Origin of the sequence: Candidatus Methylospira mobilis, assembly GCF_009498235.1 — a bacterium.
Lineage (GTDB): Bacteria > Pseudomonadota > Gammaproteobacteria > Methylococcales > Methylococcaceae > Methylospira > Methylospira mobilis.
The window spans coordinates 2,305,192-2,321,300 of record NZ_CP044205.1; the positions used below are offsets into that span (position 1 = coordinate 2,305,192).

Here is a 16,109-nt window from a genome sequence, read left to right on the forward strand (position 1 = left end):
GACGGGATTGTCTCGCTTCCAGCGGCTGCGGCCATATCAGGAAAATTCACTCTGCATATTTACGATGCATCTTTAATCTATTGCAAACCCGCCAAGGTATCCAACTCACTCTGGCTAAATCCTGCCTGTAAGCGTAACTCGGCATTGTACGGGCCACGCGGCGCTCCTTTCATGTAACGCCCGAGCAGATTAAAATAGCTTGCCTCCAACGGCAGATCGCGCTCCCCGCAAACATAGGCGAACCATTTCGATCCGAGCGCGACATGTCCTACCTCTTCCCGCAGAATAACGCGCAGAATTTCGACACTGGCTTCGTCGCCCACAGCGTTTAAGCGTGCTATCATGGCCGGAGTAACATCCAGTCCACGGGCTTCCATGAAGCGCGGCACCAAAGCCATGCGAGCGAGTACATCGCCGAAGGTTTCCACCGCGATGCTCCATAAGCCGCCATGCGCCGGAAGATCGCCGTAATCGGCGTCCAGGCTTCGCAATCTTGCTCTGATCATCGAAAAATGGCGCGCTTCCTCAATCGCCACACCGGCCCAATCAAGGTAGTACGCTTCCGGCATGCCGCTAAATCGATAGACATGATCCCACGCGAGCAGGATAGCAATAAACTCGATATGCGCCACAGCATGCAGCAACGCTATGCGACCTGCCAAGGTATTGAGCCGGCGCCGAGCTAAGTACCGAGGGTCGACCAGTTCCGGACGCTGCGGTAAGACAACACGGTTAATCGGTAACGGATTGCGCCTATCAAGGGTAAGGCCGCCGGTCTGTAAACAGGAGGCAGCCTGTAGCGTCAAATCCAGTTTGGCGTCGATTTCTGCAACTTGCAACACCTGTTCCGCCAGGTCGAAAATGTTGACACGGCTCACGGTACGATCTAAGCCGCCTCGGCTGCGCGCGCGACAAACTCCGACATTTTATCGAAGTTTAAATAGCGGTAAGTGCTCTCTGCCGCATCGGCTAAATCCTGGACATAACTCATGTAGGCAGCAACATCGGGTATTCTGCCCAATATCGAGCAAATCGCCGCCAGTTCGGCCGACGCCAGAAATACCGAGGCTCCGGCACCAAGACGGTTCGGGAAATTTCGCGTCGAGGTCGATACCACCACTGCGTTATCGGCTACGCGCGCCTGATTTCCCATGCACAACGAACAACCGGGCATTTCCGTACGCGCTCCGGCCTTGCCGAAGCTGCTGTAAACCCCTTCTTCGATCAATTGCGCCTGATCCATACGCGTTGGAGGCGCGACCCATAAATGACTGGGTATAGCCTTACCGAATTTCTCCAATAAACGCCCAGCCGCCCGGAAATGACCGATATTGGTCATGCAGGAGCCCAAAAACACTTCGTCAATGGCTGTACCCGCCACTGCGGAGAGAGGTTTGACATCGTCGGGATCGTTTGGACAACACAGCAACGGTTCGCGTATCTGATCCAGATCGATTTCCAGAATCTCAGCGTACTCGGCGTTTTCATCGGCCTCCAACAACACCGGATTTTCCAGCCAGGCCGACATCGCGGCAATACGCCGCTGCAAGGTACGCGCATCGCCATAGCCTTCGGCTATCATCCAGCGCAATAACACGATATTCGAGCGCAGATATTCTTCTACCGGCGCTTTATTCAGCTTGATCGTGCAGGCGGCAGCGGAACGCTCGGCGGACGCGTCGGCCAATTCGAAAGCCTGCTCGACTTTCAAATCAGGTAAACCCTCGATTTCGAGTATGCGTCCGGAGAAAACGTTTGTTTTTGCTTTTTTCTCTACCGTCAGCAAGCCCCGCTGCAACGCTGCATAAGGTATGGCGTGTACCAGATCGCGCAAGGTGATGCCCGGCTGCATACTGCCGGTGAAGCGCACCAGCACCGACTCCGGCATATCCAGCGGCATTACCCCGGTCGCAGCGGCAAATGCCACCAGTCCCGACCCGGCAGGAAAGGAGATGCCGAGAGGGAAGCGCGTATGCGAATCACCTCCGGTGCCAACAGTATCAGGCAAAAGCATACGATTCAGCCATGAATGAATAATACCGTCGCCCGGACGCAAGGATACCCCTCCGCGATCCATGATGAATGCGGGCAGAGTGTGATGCGTTTTTACATCCACCGGTTTGGGGTAGGCTGAAGTATGACAGAATGACTGCATTACCAGGTCGGCGGAAAAACCGAGGCAGGCCAGATCTTTCAACTCGTCACGTGTCATCGGCCCGGTAGTGTCCTGCGAGCCCACCGTGGTCATGCGAGGCTCACAATAAGCCCCGGGATGCACGCCTTCGACGCCACATGCCTTGCCCACTATTTTTTGCGCCAGCGTATAGCCTATTCCGAGTGCTTCGGCCTCAGCTTGCGGACGCACAAATACCGTAGATGGTCCCAAACTCAACGCCGCGCGCGCGCGGTCGGTCAAGCCACGCCCGATAATCAGAGCGATGCGTCCACCGGCGCGTACTTCGTCAGGAATAATGCCGGTTTTCAGTGAAAACCGGCAAATCTCCTGATTGGAATCATGGCGGCGAATAATGCCTTCATAAGGATAGATATCAATAATATCACCCATCTGCAAAGCGGCTACATCGCACTCTATCGGCAGCGCGCCGGAATCCTCCAGCGTATTGAAAAATATCGGCGCGATTTTGCCGCCGATGCAAACTCCTCCGGCGCGTTTGTTGGGTACGAACGGAATATCTGCGCCGGTGTGCCATAGCACGGAATTGGTGGCTGATTTGCGAGACGACCCGGTGCCAACCACATCGCCGACATAGGCAACTGGAAAGCCTTTATCCTTCAGCGCCCTGATTTGCGCACCGGCATCGGTGATGCCATCGCGCGGTACTTTCAACATCGATTGCGCATGCAACGGGATATCCGGGCGCGACCAGGCATCCTGGGCCGGGGATAAGTCGTCGGTATTGGTTTCGCCGGCGACTTTGAAGACAGTTACCGTCAGTTTTTCCGCCAATTTAGGCCGTCGAGTAAACCACTCGGCATCGGCCCAGGACTGCAGTACAGTCTGCGCATGCGCATTGCCTTCACAGACTTTTTCAACCACATCATGAAGCGCGTCGAAAACCAGCAGTGTATGACTCAAGCCCTGAGCGGCAATCGCGCCGAGCTTTTCACTATCCAGCAACGCAATCAGTGGTGCGACATTGTAGCCGCCCTGCATGGTGCCGAGCAATTCGGTTGCGGTTTCCGGAGAAACCAATGGAGAAACAGTCTGCCCCATGGCGACAGCAGCCAGAAACTCCGCTTTGAGAGCAGCGGCCTCATCGACGCCGGCGGGTATTCGATGTATCAACAGATCGAGCAGCGCCTGTTGATCGAATCCGTCGTATGACGGCGCATTAGCTTTCAATACCTCGACCAACGCTGCAACTTGCGCAGCGGTCAACGGCTGTGGCGCCACGCCTAGCGCGGTACGCTCTGTTATGTGTTTTTTATATTCTTCCAACATATTTTAAGAGGCCTATTTTTCTTGTTTGCCGCGGTCCGGCGACTACCTTCTCCAATCTGGATCCATTATTACAACATAGCCAAACTATAACATGCCAACCCCTTAAAGTTGCGCATCACCGCATTAGTTTAGTATCGAAAAAGCAGAAAATGCCGGTACTAGCCAACTACTACGGTGTGGTCCGTCACTAAAAATAGTTGTCGATGCTAACGCCAAGTTATGAGATAATAATACAGTTGGCTGCGGGGTGTAGCTCAGCCTGGTAGAGCACTGCCTTCGGGAGGCAGGGGCCGGAGGTTCGATTCCTCTCACCCCGACCATAAAAACAAATACTTATCTATTTTACAAAAACAGACTGCCGGAAATTTGCCGGTTTCATAGATTAACCCACTTTTCTCAGGAGAACCATTTCAGTTCCTCCATCATCGTTTATCAGTCTATCGACGCATGACATAAGCCTGTCAATTGTCGCTTTACTGTAATGCTGGGTGACAGTTCCGTGTCTATGCCCAAGCAGATCAGCAATATCCTCCTGTGAAACGTCAGCGCTACGTAGTCTCCTGGCAAATGTATGGCGCAAATCATGTACGCGCACATCATCCAAGCTAACCTTTGCGCGTGCGCTTTTCCACGCGCGATTATTCATCCGTGAAATTCTATTACCTTCCAGGGTAAATACCCACTCGCTTGACCTACCGCGCTGCGTGTTTACCGATGAGGCCGCAGTTGCGTTTAGCGGCACCATCTTATCGTATCCGTTCTTTGTTACCGATCCGGGTATAACAAACACGATACGATCACTGCCGGATACTGTAAATTCCCACTCCCATCTCAACCCGCATATTTCCTGATCCCTGCATCCAGTGTGTACTGCGAATGTTGCCATATTCGCAAGGTAAGCAGGCAGCTCCTTGAACAACCTTACCTGTTCGGCCTGCGTTATCGGGCGCGGCTTTCTTGGGTCTAGCTTCATAATCGGCAGCGTGGGTATTTTCTCAAGCCAGTAGTGCCCGCTTGCATCCCTCCATGCGGTGGCAGCATCGGATAACACGGCGCGAAACGCGCCTATTTCCCTCTTTATGGTTGATGGAGATACATCCCTTGACTTAATATAATCATCGAAAATTTCAGCTCTCACCGCAGATAATTGCATATTGCCAAAGCATTTGACGATATGGCTCAGTGCAATTATCTGCCGCTCTATGCCCCTCGCATCTTTGTTTTCCTTTACATACCGCTCGCATGCCTCGTCTACCGTGTGAGGCTCGCGCTCGCCATACAGAATTGTGCTCCTTACCCGTCGCGTGACTTCCTCAAGGAGCCGCTCCGCCTCTGCGAGATCACTGCTGTGGCAGCTTTCGAAAATCCTGACGCCGCAGATTGTTTTTTCAATATGCCAAATTCCACTCCTTTTTCTAAGGCCTGGTGTTGGTTTTGCCATTTTACTTGCTCCATTTTTTCCCCAGGCTTTCCGTTCGCCGCTTTATATTGATCTACCCACGCGTCAATCTCAAGTCTGTCGTAGGCCACCGAGCGGCCGCCATCCTCCTGAATCTTTGTCAGATATGGGCGCACCTTCTTGTTAAACTCAGGTTCAGACATGTCCACATAAGCCGGGGCGCGGGCTTGCCTGATTAATCGCGGCTGCGTGCTGCCTCTGCTCATACTACCTCCGATAAAGCTGATGCCCCGCTGTTTCCCACCAGTACCGCATCGGGTGGAATATCTGCATGACCAGCTCGTTGTGAATCCGCTTTTTCTGCACAGCGATCTCGTGATCTACGTTTGCCTTAAGATTTTCCCATTTTGATAATTGCACAAGCATTTTTTCGATTGTCATTGCTTTATCTCTTTTTCCGATTGATGCACTGTGAAATTCCCGCTTTGCGCCACAAAAGCCATCGGGCTACGAGGAACCACCCCATGCTGTTCCATGCATGCAACGCCAACAGCAACTACCTTGCGTAACTCGTCGAGTGCTCCGGTATCTCCGCTCTGGCTCATGTAGGCGCGTTCTGCGTCGCTCAGCAGTTGGCGCATAATGAGTAACCAAGACCCGACTTCGTGCGGATGTTGTTCAATAGTTCCCCACTTTCTATTTTGGTATACGCGCTCGTCATTAATTGCTGAATAAATTGCTTTTCTGTCTATCATTGTTTTTCCTGTGTTCATGGATCGATCCTTTTGAATTCGATAACCCATACCCACGGATTTTTATCCCATGAGCCGGGGCCGTTGATTGATTCCCATAATTCTTTATAGGCATCCTCTGCGTAGCACTTGTTGTTCGGGTGCGGCGTAGTATGCGTAGCGTGATAAAAATCACCTTCGCGCCCATGTGTAATTCGGTTAATTCCTTCTGCTAGGACATCTTCTGTGCTAATACCCTGCAACCGCTCGACCCTCACACCAGTAATCTCCAGCACTATACGGCTGGCCCAGCGCGGCATATGAATAGAGGGGTGCCAACGAATACCTCCCGCACCGCGATCAAACGATGCTTGGTAAATTGCCGCATAGTCGACATCGTTATGGTTAATTGTTATCGGCACACCGGCGCTACGAGCATATGCCATGCTAGGAACAATTGCGTGTGTTTCACGTACCCACAGCCAATCATCCTTACGCCCATAGGGACACTTCCAATTACCGCCAGCTCCACACGGATAACGCCACGTACCAAAAGATGAGTTATAGGTAATAGGTTTATCGATCCATCCTTGTACGTCGGGCTGGTTTTTTATAACCCGCCGTGTTTGCGTTTTTCTACCGTCAAGAATGGCTCGAACCATGCCGCCTGAAAAAATGATTGGTCGTTCTATTTTCGTCATACAATCAATATTTCCCGTTGATTATTTGAACACATTCCTGGAACGTCGCTTTCCCCGTACCACCGGAGCAGCCAAGTATCACGCCATTTTGCGCGCCACATTTTTCCGGGGTAAACCCCGCTGGGTATTGATGAGCTGTATTCACTCAAACGATTTAGATCATCATTACTCATGAGCGCATGCGTATCGTCAATAATGATGTTTTGCAACGACGGCTGATCCCAGCATTTACCCATTGGATCGGTTATTTTTGGTATTGTATTTATTGCCATCACTCACCCCTTGCTTTTGCGTACATTGCCCGGTCAAAATCGTGCATGGCAGCAATAGGTGTATCCCCAAAACCGCAAACTCCTGATTGCAGATCGTCACCCCACAAAAAACAGTAACTGTTTCCGTCGATTTTTGGTTTGATGCCCAATGCAACAGCCCAATAATTACGTTTAATCGCAGCCTCTTGCTCAATGGCTATAAGTTCACCAGCATGCGCGTGGAAGTGTTCAGGTATGTTCATGACTAATTACTCCTTGCTTTTGCGAGTATGGCGCGGGCGAATCCATATAAGCACTCATTTGCTCGCATGGCCCCAACTTCCGAGCACCATATTCTGAAAATCTCCCCGTCCGTAAGTTCGCGCAGCGGTGCTGGATGCGTATATAGATTTTCATAGTTCGGATGATCCTTGATTTCCGCTATATCTTCGTCATCCAGGTGATCTGCGTTAAGAATTATCGGAGCGCCGACTACTCTCGCGAATGCTACCGGCTTCTGCTCAACCTCCGGTAGCGCATGGTAAACGGCGCTATAAATAGCGTCAGCGCTTAGATCGGCGGGGAGCATGACACTTCTCAATATGGATTGCAGTACTTCACGCGTTGGCTCTTTCTGTAAAGTTTTCATTCCGCACCTCCAGTAATAGTTGCATTTCTACCCCTGCTTCTCTGCTCCAGCGCAAACCCGTTACCGGCTGACCGCGATTGCGCAAACTCCATTTCACGCCGATAAAAAAACGTCATTGTGCGCGCCCACAAAATGGGTATTGGAATGCCACAGTCCATATCCCAACGCACAGATTTATCACTATCGCGCAATACCAGGGCGCGGGTTTCGTCATACGGCAACGCACTGAGCATCATTAATTGCGTGTCGTGCTTAATGCGCATGTCATCAAGCTGTTTTTTAATTGCAGCGGTTTCTGCTTTCGACTGGCGCAGTTTTTCTGTTAGGTGGTCAATTGCGGTCATTTGTATCTATCCGCACTCCGGTTTGTCGAAAAACCGTATATGCTCAACAGGAATATTACCTATGGTTCCGTCCTGTCGCTCAATAATTGCGGTGGTAAAATTCCCTGCCCCGCCCTCAAACTCTTCGTAATTGGTGCCAAATTGATGAAATATGGCCTCATATTGTCCTGTGAGAACATTTCGCCCGTTTTCACATTCGTACACGCTAACCATAACTTTTCTGATCATCTAATCCCCCTCTGCCGCCGCAATTTGCGGCGCTCGCTGTAATTGCGTCTGCTGTTTATCTGGATTTTGTCTATTGACCAGTAGCGGGAATGGGCGGTCATGCGCTAACCTCATCTTGTTTTTTAAAAACAAACCGCGACGGAGACCAGTCGCAATTAATATCTGTATCAACATGCCCAAAAATAAATTTGCAGCGACTAATGTGTGCGCAATCTCCGCATGTAAGCCCTGCGGGAAGCATCATTTTGTCAGGGTCTTCAGGATTGTAATTTAGGCTATTACTCATGATGCACTCTCCGCAATTTCTTGCGCATATGCTGGATTTTCTCTAAACGAAATAGGCTCGAATTCGTCGAGCTTAAGTCCGAGGCGCTTGCCGTCACGCGCCGTTACACTCACAGCACCCCATTTATTTACCATACAGTCGTGCTCGCCAGCGGCAACGCCAGCGCCACGGAACGGGAAATCTCCGAACTTATCTTTTAAAACGCGGATGCGATCAGGAATAAACCTGGGCATTATTTTCAGTGCTGCGGCCTTATAATAGACATAATGTTTTTCAAGATTTATGCAGTATTCACGATGCATGCAAGCATTGAATTCGCTATGAATGGTCATAATGTAACTCTATCGATTTCGGCTATTACGGAATCAATAAATATGGCGGTATCTGCCATAACGCAATCATTCTCTACTATGTCTGATTGTGTCTGTTTTAGCGCAGCAAGCAACCGATCGCGCTGTTTTTCAAGCTTTGCCGCATATGTACTCGCACCTGCCGCCGTCCATCCTCCATCAAGCGCATCTTGCGGTAATCCGGCGCATGCGTTGACGCAAGCTACAGCTCGGCGCATATTGAGAATTGACTGTTCATCGCTTTCACTTGTTGCATACAGCATGAAGTTAGCTATGAGCTTACAGCCTGGGCCGGTTATGTATCCTGGTTCAGTTTCAGCCACGTACCACGGCTCATTTTCATGAGACGGCTCCCTTTCGTGAGCGGTCATGCGGCCTCCTGCATTTTTTGGTTTTCGATAACACCGCCCTCAATCCAGTACGATTGATTCACGCGACTCGGTAAATTCGGTGCGGATTTGAGAGTTCCCAGCACGATTGCCGTTTCAATTTCTCCCTGCAATGCCAACTCTTCCAGCCAGCAAAACAGGTCTTCACGACCCTTCAGGCTCAGCACGTCGAAACCGTCCAGCACGATGAATTTCAACCCGGACAAATGACTGATAGCCTCGGCGATCATTGCGTCAGCGCGCCACTTTGCGGATACCGATAACAACCTGTAGTCGATGGGCTGCTCGCCTTCTTCGGCAGCGTAGATTTCCATATCCGGACCGATATTGATGCGCTTCCATTCGGCGATATTGGCCGAGTACGCAAGCCGCTCGTTAATCGGTTCGAGCGCCGCTTTCAGCATGTCGCCAGGTATGCCGTCGGGCGCCAGGGCGTCGGCGATCTTCGACCAGTCCGACACGCTGTTATGTGCGACCAGCGCTTTTTTTGTATTTACGTCCGCCTGTTCTGCAGCGGTTTTGGCTGATTTCAATGCGTCCAGCGCACGTCTTTTTTCCTGCTGTTCGGCCTGCAGTTTTTCTGCCGACTCACGGGCGGCGTCGATCTGCCCCGGCGCGGGCGCATCGCCGAGCGTTGAGTTGATCTCCTCCAGCTGCGCCTTCGCCTTCTTGGCTTCTTCAATGGCGCGCTTGCCGTTGTTTACGCAGGACTCCAGTAGTGCGTAGGATTTTTCGTGCGTCGCTATGCCGGACTCGGTAACCGGGTTTTCAACTTCCGGTAGTTCTGGATATGGTTCCAGCCTATCAACCTGAAAATACAGTGCTGCGCCGCACTCCGGGCAACCGTACATGGTTGGCGTGTGGCTTTTGATGCGTCCACGCATATCCTCGATTAAGGCGCGCTCGCGCTCCAGATCGGTTTGATCTATTCCGAGTTTGCGCTGCAGACGTTCAATCATGCCGGCCTTCTGTTCCAGCTCGGCGCGGCGCTGTAGGCTGTCTTGATGCTGCTGCCATGACTGATTTAGCGCGCCCAGCGTTTGCTGAGCGATCGGCAGGCGTTCGCGATTAATAAAATCAATTTGCTTTTCCAGATCAACAATCGCTGCTTCGTCAAATTCAGGTTTTGACACCTGCCAACCATCCGCTTTTTTCTCGCCGTACACTTCGCCGGTTATCGCCTTCCATGCCGCTTTTTCATCTCGCGCACGTTGCGCCGCTTCCTTATTTGCGGCATCGAATCCAGAGCGTAGCATCGGGAGTATGATTTCTGTTTTTGTTGCATCACAGCCTCTTTCCAGTAGCTTGGTTTTTACGAATTCCGGTTTGGCCGATACCCCCATTAAATCAAACAGGAGTGCGCGGCGACTGTTTGTATCGAGCCGAGCAAATCGGCTTGTAGCGAGCAAATAGGTCAGCCGCTCTGACGCATATTCGCCGACGCCAATCTTTATTTGCCGCGGCGTTATCGACGCCGAAAACGTGCCAACATTCGTTTCTATGCAAATTTCAGCGCGCTTGTCGGTTGATCCATGGTTGATGAGCTCATGCGATTCGCTCTTCTTGCTGACCCGGCACAGCTCGCCGGTCAGCGCCAATGCGATTGCGTCGCGGATACTGCTTTTGCCGGCTTCGTTGTTTCCAGCGATCACCGTTACCGGTACGCGTGCCGATATATTTACCGACCGCACGGCGAGAAAGTCGGTGATGCTGATACTTTGGATTTTCATTATTCAATGCTCCCGATGTTTCCGCGACGGCGCTGGCCGGCCTGCTGTTTCGGCGACTTCTTTGCCGCTATCGCCGCGTTGAGTTGCGCCCATTCGGATTCGGTGAATTGGCCCGGTTGTTCGGTTTGCGCGTTATTCAGTTCGCGCTCGGCCTCGGCAATATCCGCTTCTGCGCTGGATCCGTTGATGTAGTCGAGCCATGGCGTGAGTTTTTCTGACGGCGCGCGCTGCTCTGAGTCCAGTTTTTGCTGATGGCGCTCTTGGCGTGACGTGCTTTGCTGGCGAGTTTGTTGCACCGGATCAGGCTCCGGTTCTACATTTTTAGTGAAATTCTTTGGCAGTGTTTCGCCTTGCTTGTGTTCCAGGCTGGTTACTTCGCCGGTTTCCGTGTCGATGTTTTCGTCTTCGTAAATCGGCGCGTCATCAGGAACCAGGTTGTAATCGCCGTCTATCGCATCGAGACCTTGATCCTTACCTGCGTCTGCCATGCTGTCCAGTGCAGCAGCGGTCTGGAACTCAATGGAAAGCGGCAGGTATTTTGACAGTCGGCGAATAACCGTCTTGCGCCCCATTTCTGTAAAATGATCCCACCAAGGCGAGTTGGCTTTTACTTTTTCACCCGTCTTTTTTCCGTTCTTCCATTCGTCCTTATATGCGCTTTGGCTGCTGTCGCGGATACTTTCAATTTGTTGGCGGCTCATGAATTCAAACGAGTGTCCGCCGTCCTTGAGTTTGGCAACGGCATAGAAACCAATGATTTCTCCCCGCTCACCGAGAGCCGGTTTATGCTCCAGCTTTTCATCCAATCCATAAACCATTTCAAAGTGGTCTTTCTCGCATACCTCGTGAGCGGCAATGCTGACAATCTGTCCAGAACGGCGCGCCAGATCGATCAGTCCCTTGTAACCGATAATGACCTGGACAGAATTCACCCAGCGCTCATTGCCCTGTGGATCCTTGCGCTTGGTATTGAACGGAACCAGATATGCATGACCCAGCACTGTATTGGGCTCCAGCCCCATCTGTGCGCACTGGTCGATAGCGCCGATCAGGCTGGGTACGTCGCACTTTGCAAGGGCTGGCGTCGTTGTGGCGGCAATCTGAGCTACTTTCAGAAGCCGCTCAATATTCAGGTGCTGCGGCAGCATCTTGGCTATTTCCGCCTTTTTGCTGTTCAGCAGGTAGGCTACCTGCTCCTTGGGCTTCATTTCGGAAACCGGACGATGCTTTCCTTGGCCGGATTTCATATCGGATAAATTTTGTACTTGTGCATTCATGGTTTTATTCCTCTTTAAATGGGCAGCTTTTGTAGCGTGCGCAGTATTTCTCACTACAAAGTAATGACTTGGGGTTCGGGTAAAACCTGCCCGTCCTGAACATGTCTGCGGCGAACTCAATCAATCCCGGTTGATCTTCGGTCCCGACCATTACGCGCTTTGCGTTGTTGATTTCTCCGTAGCCTATTTCCGGCGTACCTTTCGTTTTCAGGCCGATGATTTCACCCGGAGCCGATATTTCTGTTCCCGTGCTGTGTTCGAACAGCAGTTCGTAGGTTCCGATCTGCGCGCCATGGCCCTTGGTGACTGCCGCCTTTTTCTGCACCGCGTTCGATCCGCTCTTCAGATCGGTTATGCCGATAGCGCCGTCTTTGTGTTTATGCACGCGCGCCCGATCCAGTGTCCCGGTCAGCCTGACATGGATATCCGAGCCGCAATCGATTACCAGCGGCTTCGTTTCCATCTCAACCGACACGTAGTCGTAATTTGGCGCAACCTCGGCGCAGTATTTCGATAGCAGACTGATACCGATGCGCTCCGCGTCCTTTACTGACAGGTCATCTCGCGCTGGGTCGTATTCGTTTTCCGGGTCGCGCAACTTATCAACCAGCACGCCGGCTGCATCATCTATGGTTAGCGAGTCGCCGGAGATACGCGCCTGATCGAAAACAGCGGTCCCAGCATGGATAGCGGTTCCCAGCGCGGCGCGCAGGCCGATTGTATTTTTCATTCCAAGAAGATGAACGCCCTCCCACTTCATAGCGCAGTCAAACAGACCAGCCCATGAACTCGCTCTAACAGTTATCTCAGTCATGCCGCCCTCCTCATCTCCAGCCGCTGCCGCCTTTCTTCCCGAGCCATTGCAATAATCTGCTGCTCCAGCTCGCGGAATGCACATTCGAGAATTATTTCCGTGACATCCTTGCCTTGATAGAAGACCTTGTCGATAACGACGCTTTCCGGCGCTCCCGGCTCTGATTGCGTAGGTCCATATCCGCGCTCGTAATCGCAGTGCACCAGAACCACATCGTTGTTTAATTTGCATTCGACTATGTTTATCATTGGTCACCTACCCTGCTGAGTGCGGAAACGTCAGCGTTTGCCACCAACTCGGCATCTTCGCTATCAATCCGCCCTGAAATACCGATTAACGCGAGGATCAGCATCAAAATTGCCAGCTCACGAAGTTTTTTTATTACGATGCCTGTTGTTAAACGTCGGCGCGCCCACCGTAGCGACATACATGATCGATATTTGCAGTGCATGGCATACGCGATAAGCGCGTGTCTCTGATTAATGCTCTGGTTCATGATTACTCCTGCTGCGAATTAGTACCGGTATGCGATCCGGTAACGGACAACCTGGATTGACGGGATTCGTGTATCTAACGTCCCCAGCCGGTTGCCATGATTCCGATAACACTCGGTTTTCTTGTGTGCACTACCTACCCTACGTAAACTTCATTTATCCAGCGTTTTACGGCGCTTTCGGATAAAGGAAGCGCCCTCGTGAGAAGGCGCTATACCTGGAGCTCTGGATTAATCTGGATCGTGCGTTTGCAGCGCTTCTTCGATTTCTTCTTCAGCGTTCGGATCTGCCGCAGCCAGTACCTGGGTCTCAGGATCGAAGTCGCCGACGATCAGCTCCCTGTCGCGCAAAGTATCAATTGCGTCCTGAAGAAACGGATCGATTTCAGATTTTTCATTTTCATTGGTCATTTGTATTTCCAAAAGTTGTGTTTAAAAAGTGCGTTCTCTCCCGCCGTCGCGAATCTTTCGGCCATCGTTGCGGCTGTAACGGTAATCAGCTACCGACTGCTTTGTTGATCCGGCTACCGTCGCTTTGATTTCAGTGTTTCCTTTCTAAGCTGCCTATACGGCAGCGAACGGCAACCGGATCAAGAAAGCATTGGGTGCGCGCTCTTACCCGGCGCGCTTAGGATGCGATACATACAGCCAACCGCTATTGCGCAAGCGGAGGTGTAACCAGGACTGACTCGCGTCTTTTTTCCGTGCGCGAGGACACGGTGTATCGCATTCGCTTTACCGACCATTCTGGTGACATCAACAAAATGGTCAGGAAAGCGCCTTGTAACCAAGGCAGCAGAATTACGCTGTCGCATCGGTTTCTTTTGCCGGTTGCGGCATTTGGTAGACGAGCCGGAGGAATCTGGCTTCATCCGCACGATCACAATCGTCACCGACCAAGGCGATCCAGAAGTTGTTTACGCCGGTTGCTATTGCGCGATGGCAAGCCGCATCAGCACCGCTTTTGGATTTTTCTGCCAGATCAACGGCGATTTTGATCTGCCGCTCGGCCTCCTCGGTTATCTCTGTGTACGTCCAGGTTTTTTGTGTCATGTCGTCCTCGCGTGTTTTTTGGTGCCGGCATTCTTCCGTCCACCGCTTTGTTGAGCAGGCCCACTGTTTGCCCTGCGCTTTACGCGCTGTAACCTGCTCAAGAAAGCGCCCTTTTGCTATCAAGGGCGTTCGTTTGCTCCGCGCTTCGGTTCAAGGGCGCGTCAGGCCTTGGGCGAAATACGCCTTTTATCCTCCGATGAGTCCGTGGGACTCGCTGTTAAAGAGCGCCGCCCGGTTGGGTGGGTGGCTGCGTCGGGTGAAATATTACACTTACCGTGTAATTTATGTCAACACATTACGTGTAAATATTTTTATAATCCCCTCGCGCCAACCGACAGGCACAAAAAAACCCGCTCGTAGCAGGTTGCGGGCAATAAAAAGCCCGCCGAAGCGGGCTGATTTTGTTATGGGCAACAGGTAGCGCTATAGTGACATTTCTTCCTGTTTTGCAGTTTCAATCCGCTTAAATGACGAAACGAGCATAAATCTAGGTCTTCCTCGCCCATCCATTTCGTACTCACCCGTTACCTCTACTGTTGAACCAAGTAGCGGACGCACTGCTTCAGCGGTAACTTCCGGAAATACACACCGCAAAGTACCTACCCCAGAGATGTTGCGTAAATGGAATCTTGTCTTATCAAGGTCAACCTCACGAAATTCACCAGTAAACGTTCCATGTTTTTTGGAATGAAGTTTGGGTTTTTTCAGGGCATCATGAATAACAACGCGCTCGCGTTGTGATAGTTCAGATGGTTTCTGTCCGGGTACAAAAAGCTCTACCGTATGTATTCCCAACCGGCCTGTTGGCGATAAGCGGTATGCGGCCGTAAGTCCGGCATCCCGAGCGGCGGGATCGGGCATGGCCTCATAGATACCCGCATTCAAGCCTTCATCGTCCACAAAACCTGGAATTATAGATAGTTGCCTAATGGCTGATCGGACTGTTACAAAAACGGGCTCTTGATCGCCATCGAAAAACACATCACCATCACCTGGCTGCAGCTTAACTCCCGCATAAATACTCCCCGGAGCAAAGCCTGTGAGCCTAATATCAAGATTCTTTGCTAGATGATTGGCGCTACTTTCTGTGAGATCAAAAATTGCCTTTGCAAGCAATCTTAGTTGCTTTTCTGCTCCACCAACCAGCCAGTTTATAGCATGTATGCTTGGCAGATAACCTTTAGTGTCCGGGCCTTCTGCATGAAAAACCAAATCTGAGTTTTCAAGCAGTCGCGCCAGTGGATATTCCTCAGCATAAAGCTGGTCAAGTAACTTGTAATAAGGATTTTCAGCCGCAAAAAACTCATCGTGGGTCATCTGCCCCTGCAGAAGACGCCATGCCTCCGCCATTTGCTCATGTATCATGGCTGCGCGATGATGGATCAATGCGTAATTATTCACCATGAATCTATCCTCAAAATACCTTTTTTATCCTTTGCTTCAAGGCCTTTCGTACACGCGGTTTTTTCACCAACATACTGAAAAAATGACGCGAAGTCATTACCTCCTTGCAATACCGGATAAAAATCTACAAGCATATCAGTGCGAAGGCGAAGATGATTACGCTGACAATATAGCACCACCTTTCCGGCAATCAGATCATCAGCGCTACGCAGGTCTATTAATAGCTCTACATCGGATGGTATCGGCTTATCGGTAACATAGCTACCGTCTACAAACAATGGGGCGCGCGGAAAACTTTGGGCTCTGAATTCATTCAGCACATCGCCAAGTTTGCACCATAGGCTTGCGCGGTGATCATTCCAGCACAAGACTGATTCAGCCTCATCAAGTGTGCACGAATGTACACCGACAGGTAGAAGCCCTTTCTCATTCATTTGAGGTATCGACATTACTCATTTCGTCCAGAACTGTAACCGATCTGTACCCGCCTGAAAAATACATTAACAAAACCTGTCAACTTTGACAGGTTACAACCGCAAAACCACCC

General features: G+C 51.2%; 23 protein-coding genes and 1 tRNA gene. 1 reads left to right on the plus strand and 23 read right to left on the minus strand.

Annotated features, from left to right (window positions below):
- Nucleotides 1-77: 77 nt before the first annotated feature.
- Nucleotides 78-878: a ferritin-like domain-containing protein gene (locus F6R98_RS10260; RefSeq protein WP_153248931.1), complete on the minus strand. Its 801-nt coding sequence runs from the start codon at nucleotides 876-878 to the stop codon at nucleotides 78-80.
- An 8-nt stretch (nucleotides 879-886) separates the two neighbouring features.
- Nucleotides 887-3,463 (minus strand): bifunctional aconitate hydratase 2/2-methylisocitrate dehydratase, encoded by a 2,577-nt coding sequence (acnB, locus tag F6R98_RS10265; RefSeq protein WP_153248932.1) that lies wholly within the window; start codon nucleotides 3,461-3,463, stop codon nucleotides 887-889.
- A 243-nt stretch (nucleotides 3,464-3,706) separates the two neighbouring features.
- Here acnB and F6R98_RS10270 point away from each other — a divergent pair.
- Nucleotides 3,707-3,783 (plus strand) — tRNA-Pro (locus F6R98_RS10270).
- 62 nt (nucleotides 3,784-3,845) lie between these two features.
- Here the strand turns inward: F6R98_RS10270 and F6R98_RS10275 are convergent.
- The 21 genes from F6R98_RS10275 to F6R98_RS10370 form a co-directional block, all read right to left on the minus strand.
- Complete coding sequence (locus F6R98_RS10275) at nucleotides 3,846-4,904, minus strand: tyrosine-type recombinase/integrase (RefSeq protein WP_153248933.1); 1,059 nt, start codon at nucleotides 4,902-4,904, stop codon at nucleotides 3,846-3,848.
- Nucleotides 4,905-5,129: 225 nt separating this feature from the next.
- Nucleotides 5,130-5,303: a hypothetical protein gene (locus tag F6R98_RS21605; RefSeq protein ID WP_194270221.1), complete on the minus strand. Its 174-nt coding sequence runs from the start codon at nucleotides 5,301-5,303 to the stop codon at nucleotides 5,130-5,132.
- Entirely contained in the window at nucleotides 5,300-5,635 is a 336-nt protein-coding gene (locus F6R98_RS10280) for a hypothetical protein (RefSeq protein ID WP_153248934.1), read from the minus strand. Before F6R98_RS10280 ends, F6R98_RS21605 begins: the two co-directional genes overlap by 4 nt.
- On the minus strand, nucleotides 5,632-6,294 hold the full coding sequence (locus F6R98_RS10285) for a hypothetical protein (RefSeq protein ID WP_153248935.1): 663 nt from the start codon (nucleotides 6,292-6,294) through the stop codon (nucleotides 5,632-5,634). Before F6R98_RS10285 ends, F6R98_RS10280 begins: the two co-directional genes overlap by 4 nt.
- Complete coding sequence (locus F6R98_RS10290; RefSeq protein WP_153248936.1) at nucleotides 6,291-6,566, minus strand: hypothetical protein; 276 nt, start codon at nucleotides 6,564-6,566, stop codon at nucleotides 6,291-6,293. The genes F6R98_RS10285 and F6R98_RS10290 overlap by 4 nt, the downstream gene beginning before the upstream one ends.
- On the minus strand, nucleotides 6,566-6,808 hold the full coding sequence (locus tag F6R98_RS10295; protein WP_153248937.1) for a hypothetical protein: 243 nt from the start codon (nucleotides 6,806-6,808) through the stop codon (nucleotides 6,566-6,568). The genes F6R98_RS10290 and F6R98_RS10295 overlap by 1 nt, the downstream gene beginning before the upstream one ends.
- A gap of 2 nt (nucleotides 6,809-6,810) precedes the next feature.
- Nucleotides 6,811-7,194 (minus strand): hypothetical protein, encoded by a 384-nt coding sequence (locus F6R98_RS10300; RefSeq protein WP_153248938.1) that lies wholly within the window; start codon nucleotides 7,192-7,194, stop codon nucleotides 6,811-6,813.
- Nucleotides 7,191-7,538, minus strand: a complete 348-nt coding sequence (locus F6R98_RS10305; RefSeq protein WP_153248939.1) for a hypothetical protein — start codon at nucleotides 7,536-7,538, stop codon at nucleotides 7,191-7,193. The genes F6R98_RS10300 and F6R98_RS10305 overlap by 4 nt, the downstream gene beginning before the upstream one ends.
- Nucleotides 7,539-7,544: 6 nt before the next feature.
- Nucleotides 7,545-7,766, minus strand: coding sequence for a hypothetical protein (locus F6R98_RS10310; protein WP_153248940.1), 222 nt, complete (start codon nucleotides 7,764-7,766; stop codon nucleotides 7,545-7,547).
- Nucleotides 7,767-7,863: 97 nt separating this feature from the next.
- The gene (locus F6R98_RS10315; protein WP_153248941.1) at nucleotides 7,864-8,052 is read right to left on the minus strand and encodes a hypothetical protein; all 189 of its coding nucleotides are present in this window, start codon (nucleotides 8,050-8,052) and stop codon (nucleotides 7,864-7,866) included.
- Nucleotides 8,049-8,384, minus strand: a complete 336-nt coding sequence (locus F6R98_RS10320) for a hypothetical protein (protein ID WP_153248942.1) — start codon at nucleotides 8,382-8,384, stop codon at nucleotides 8,049-8,051. Before F6R98_RS10320 ends, F6R98_RS10315 begins: the two co-directional genes overlap by 4 nt.
- Nucleotides 8,381-8,773, minus strand: a complete 393-nt coding sequence (locus F6R98_RS10325; protein ID WP_153248943.1) for a hypothetical protein — start codon at nucleotides 8,771-8,773, stop codon at nucleotides 8,381-8,383. Before F6R98_RS10325 ends, F6R98_RS10320 begins: the two co-directional genes overlap by 4 nt.
- A complete protein-coding gene (locus F6R98_RS10330) occupies nucleotides 8,770-10,521 on the minus strand; it encodes an AAA family ATPase (RefSeq protein WP_153248944.1) in 1,752 nt (583 codons plus the stop codon). Before F6R98_RS10330 ends, F6R98_RS10325 begins: the two co-directional genes overlap by 4 nt.
- Nucleotides 10,521-11,798, minus strand: coding sequence for a recombinase RecT (locus F6R98_RS10335; protein WP_228125208.1), 1,278 nt, complete (start codon nucleotides 11,796-11,798; stop codon nucleotides 10,521-10,523). The genes F6R98_RS10330 and F6R98_RS10335 overlap by 1 nt, the downstream gene beginning before the upstream one ends.
- Nucleotides 11,799-11,802: 4 nt before the next feature.
- Nucleotides 11,803-12,612 carry a RecB family exonuclease gene (locus F6R98_RS10340; protein ID WP_153248945.1) on the minus strand — a complete coding sequence of 270 codons (810 nt, stop codon included), beginning with the start codon at nucleotides 12,610-12,612 and terminating at the stop codon, nucleotides 11,803-11,805.
- Nucleotides 12,609-12,860 carry a hypothetical protein gene (locus F6R98_RS10345; RefSeq protein WP_153248946.1) on the minus strand — a complete coding sequence of 84 codons (252 nt, stop codon included), beginning with the start codon at nucleotides 12,858-12,860 and terminating at the stop codon, nucleotides 12,609-12,611. The genes F6R98_RS10340 and F6R98_RS10345 overlap by 4 nt, the downstream gene beginning before the upstream one ends.
- A complete protein-coding gene (locus F6R98_RS10350) occupies nucleotides 12,857-13,108 on the minus strand; it encodes a hypothetical protein (protein WP_153248947.1) in 252 nt (83 codons plus the stop codon). The genes F6R98_RS10345 and F6R98_RS10350 overlap by 4 nt, the downstream gene beginning before the upstream one ends.
- A 228-nt stretch (nucleotides 13,109-13,336) precedes the next feature.
- Nucleotides 13,337-13,516: a hypothetical protein gene (locus F6R98_RS10355; protein ID WP_153248948.1), complete on the minus strand. Its 180-nt coding sequence runs from the start codon at nucleotides 13,514-13,516 to the stop codon at nucleotides 13,337-13,339.
- 390 nt (nucleotides 13,517-13,906) lie between these two features.
- Nucleotides 13,907-14,158 (minus strand): hypothetical protein, encoded by a 252-nt coding sequence (locus F6R98_RS10360; protein WP_153248949.1) that lies wholly within the window; start codon nucleotides 14,156-14,158, stop codon nucleotides 13,907-13,909.
- A gap of 423 nt (nucleotides 14,159-14,581) precedes the next feature.
- Nucleotides 14,582-15,562, minus strand: coding sequence for a hypothetical protein (locus F6R98_RS10365; RefSeq protein ID WP_153248950.1), 981 nt, complete (start codon nucleotides 15,560-15,562; stop codon nucleotides 14,582-14,584).
- A complete protein-coding gene (locus tag F6R98_RS10370) occupies nucleotides 15,556-16,011 on the minus strand; it encodes a DUF6932 family protein (RefSeq protein ID WP_153248951.1) in 456 nt (151 codons plus the stop codon). Before F6R98_RS10370 ends, F6R98_RS10365 begins: the two co-directional genes overlap by 7 nt.
- Nucleotides 16,012-16,109 lie beyond the last annotated feature (98 nt).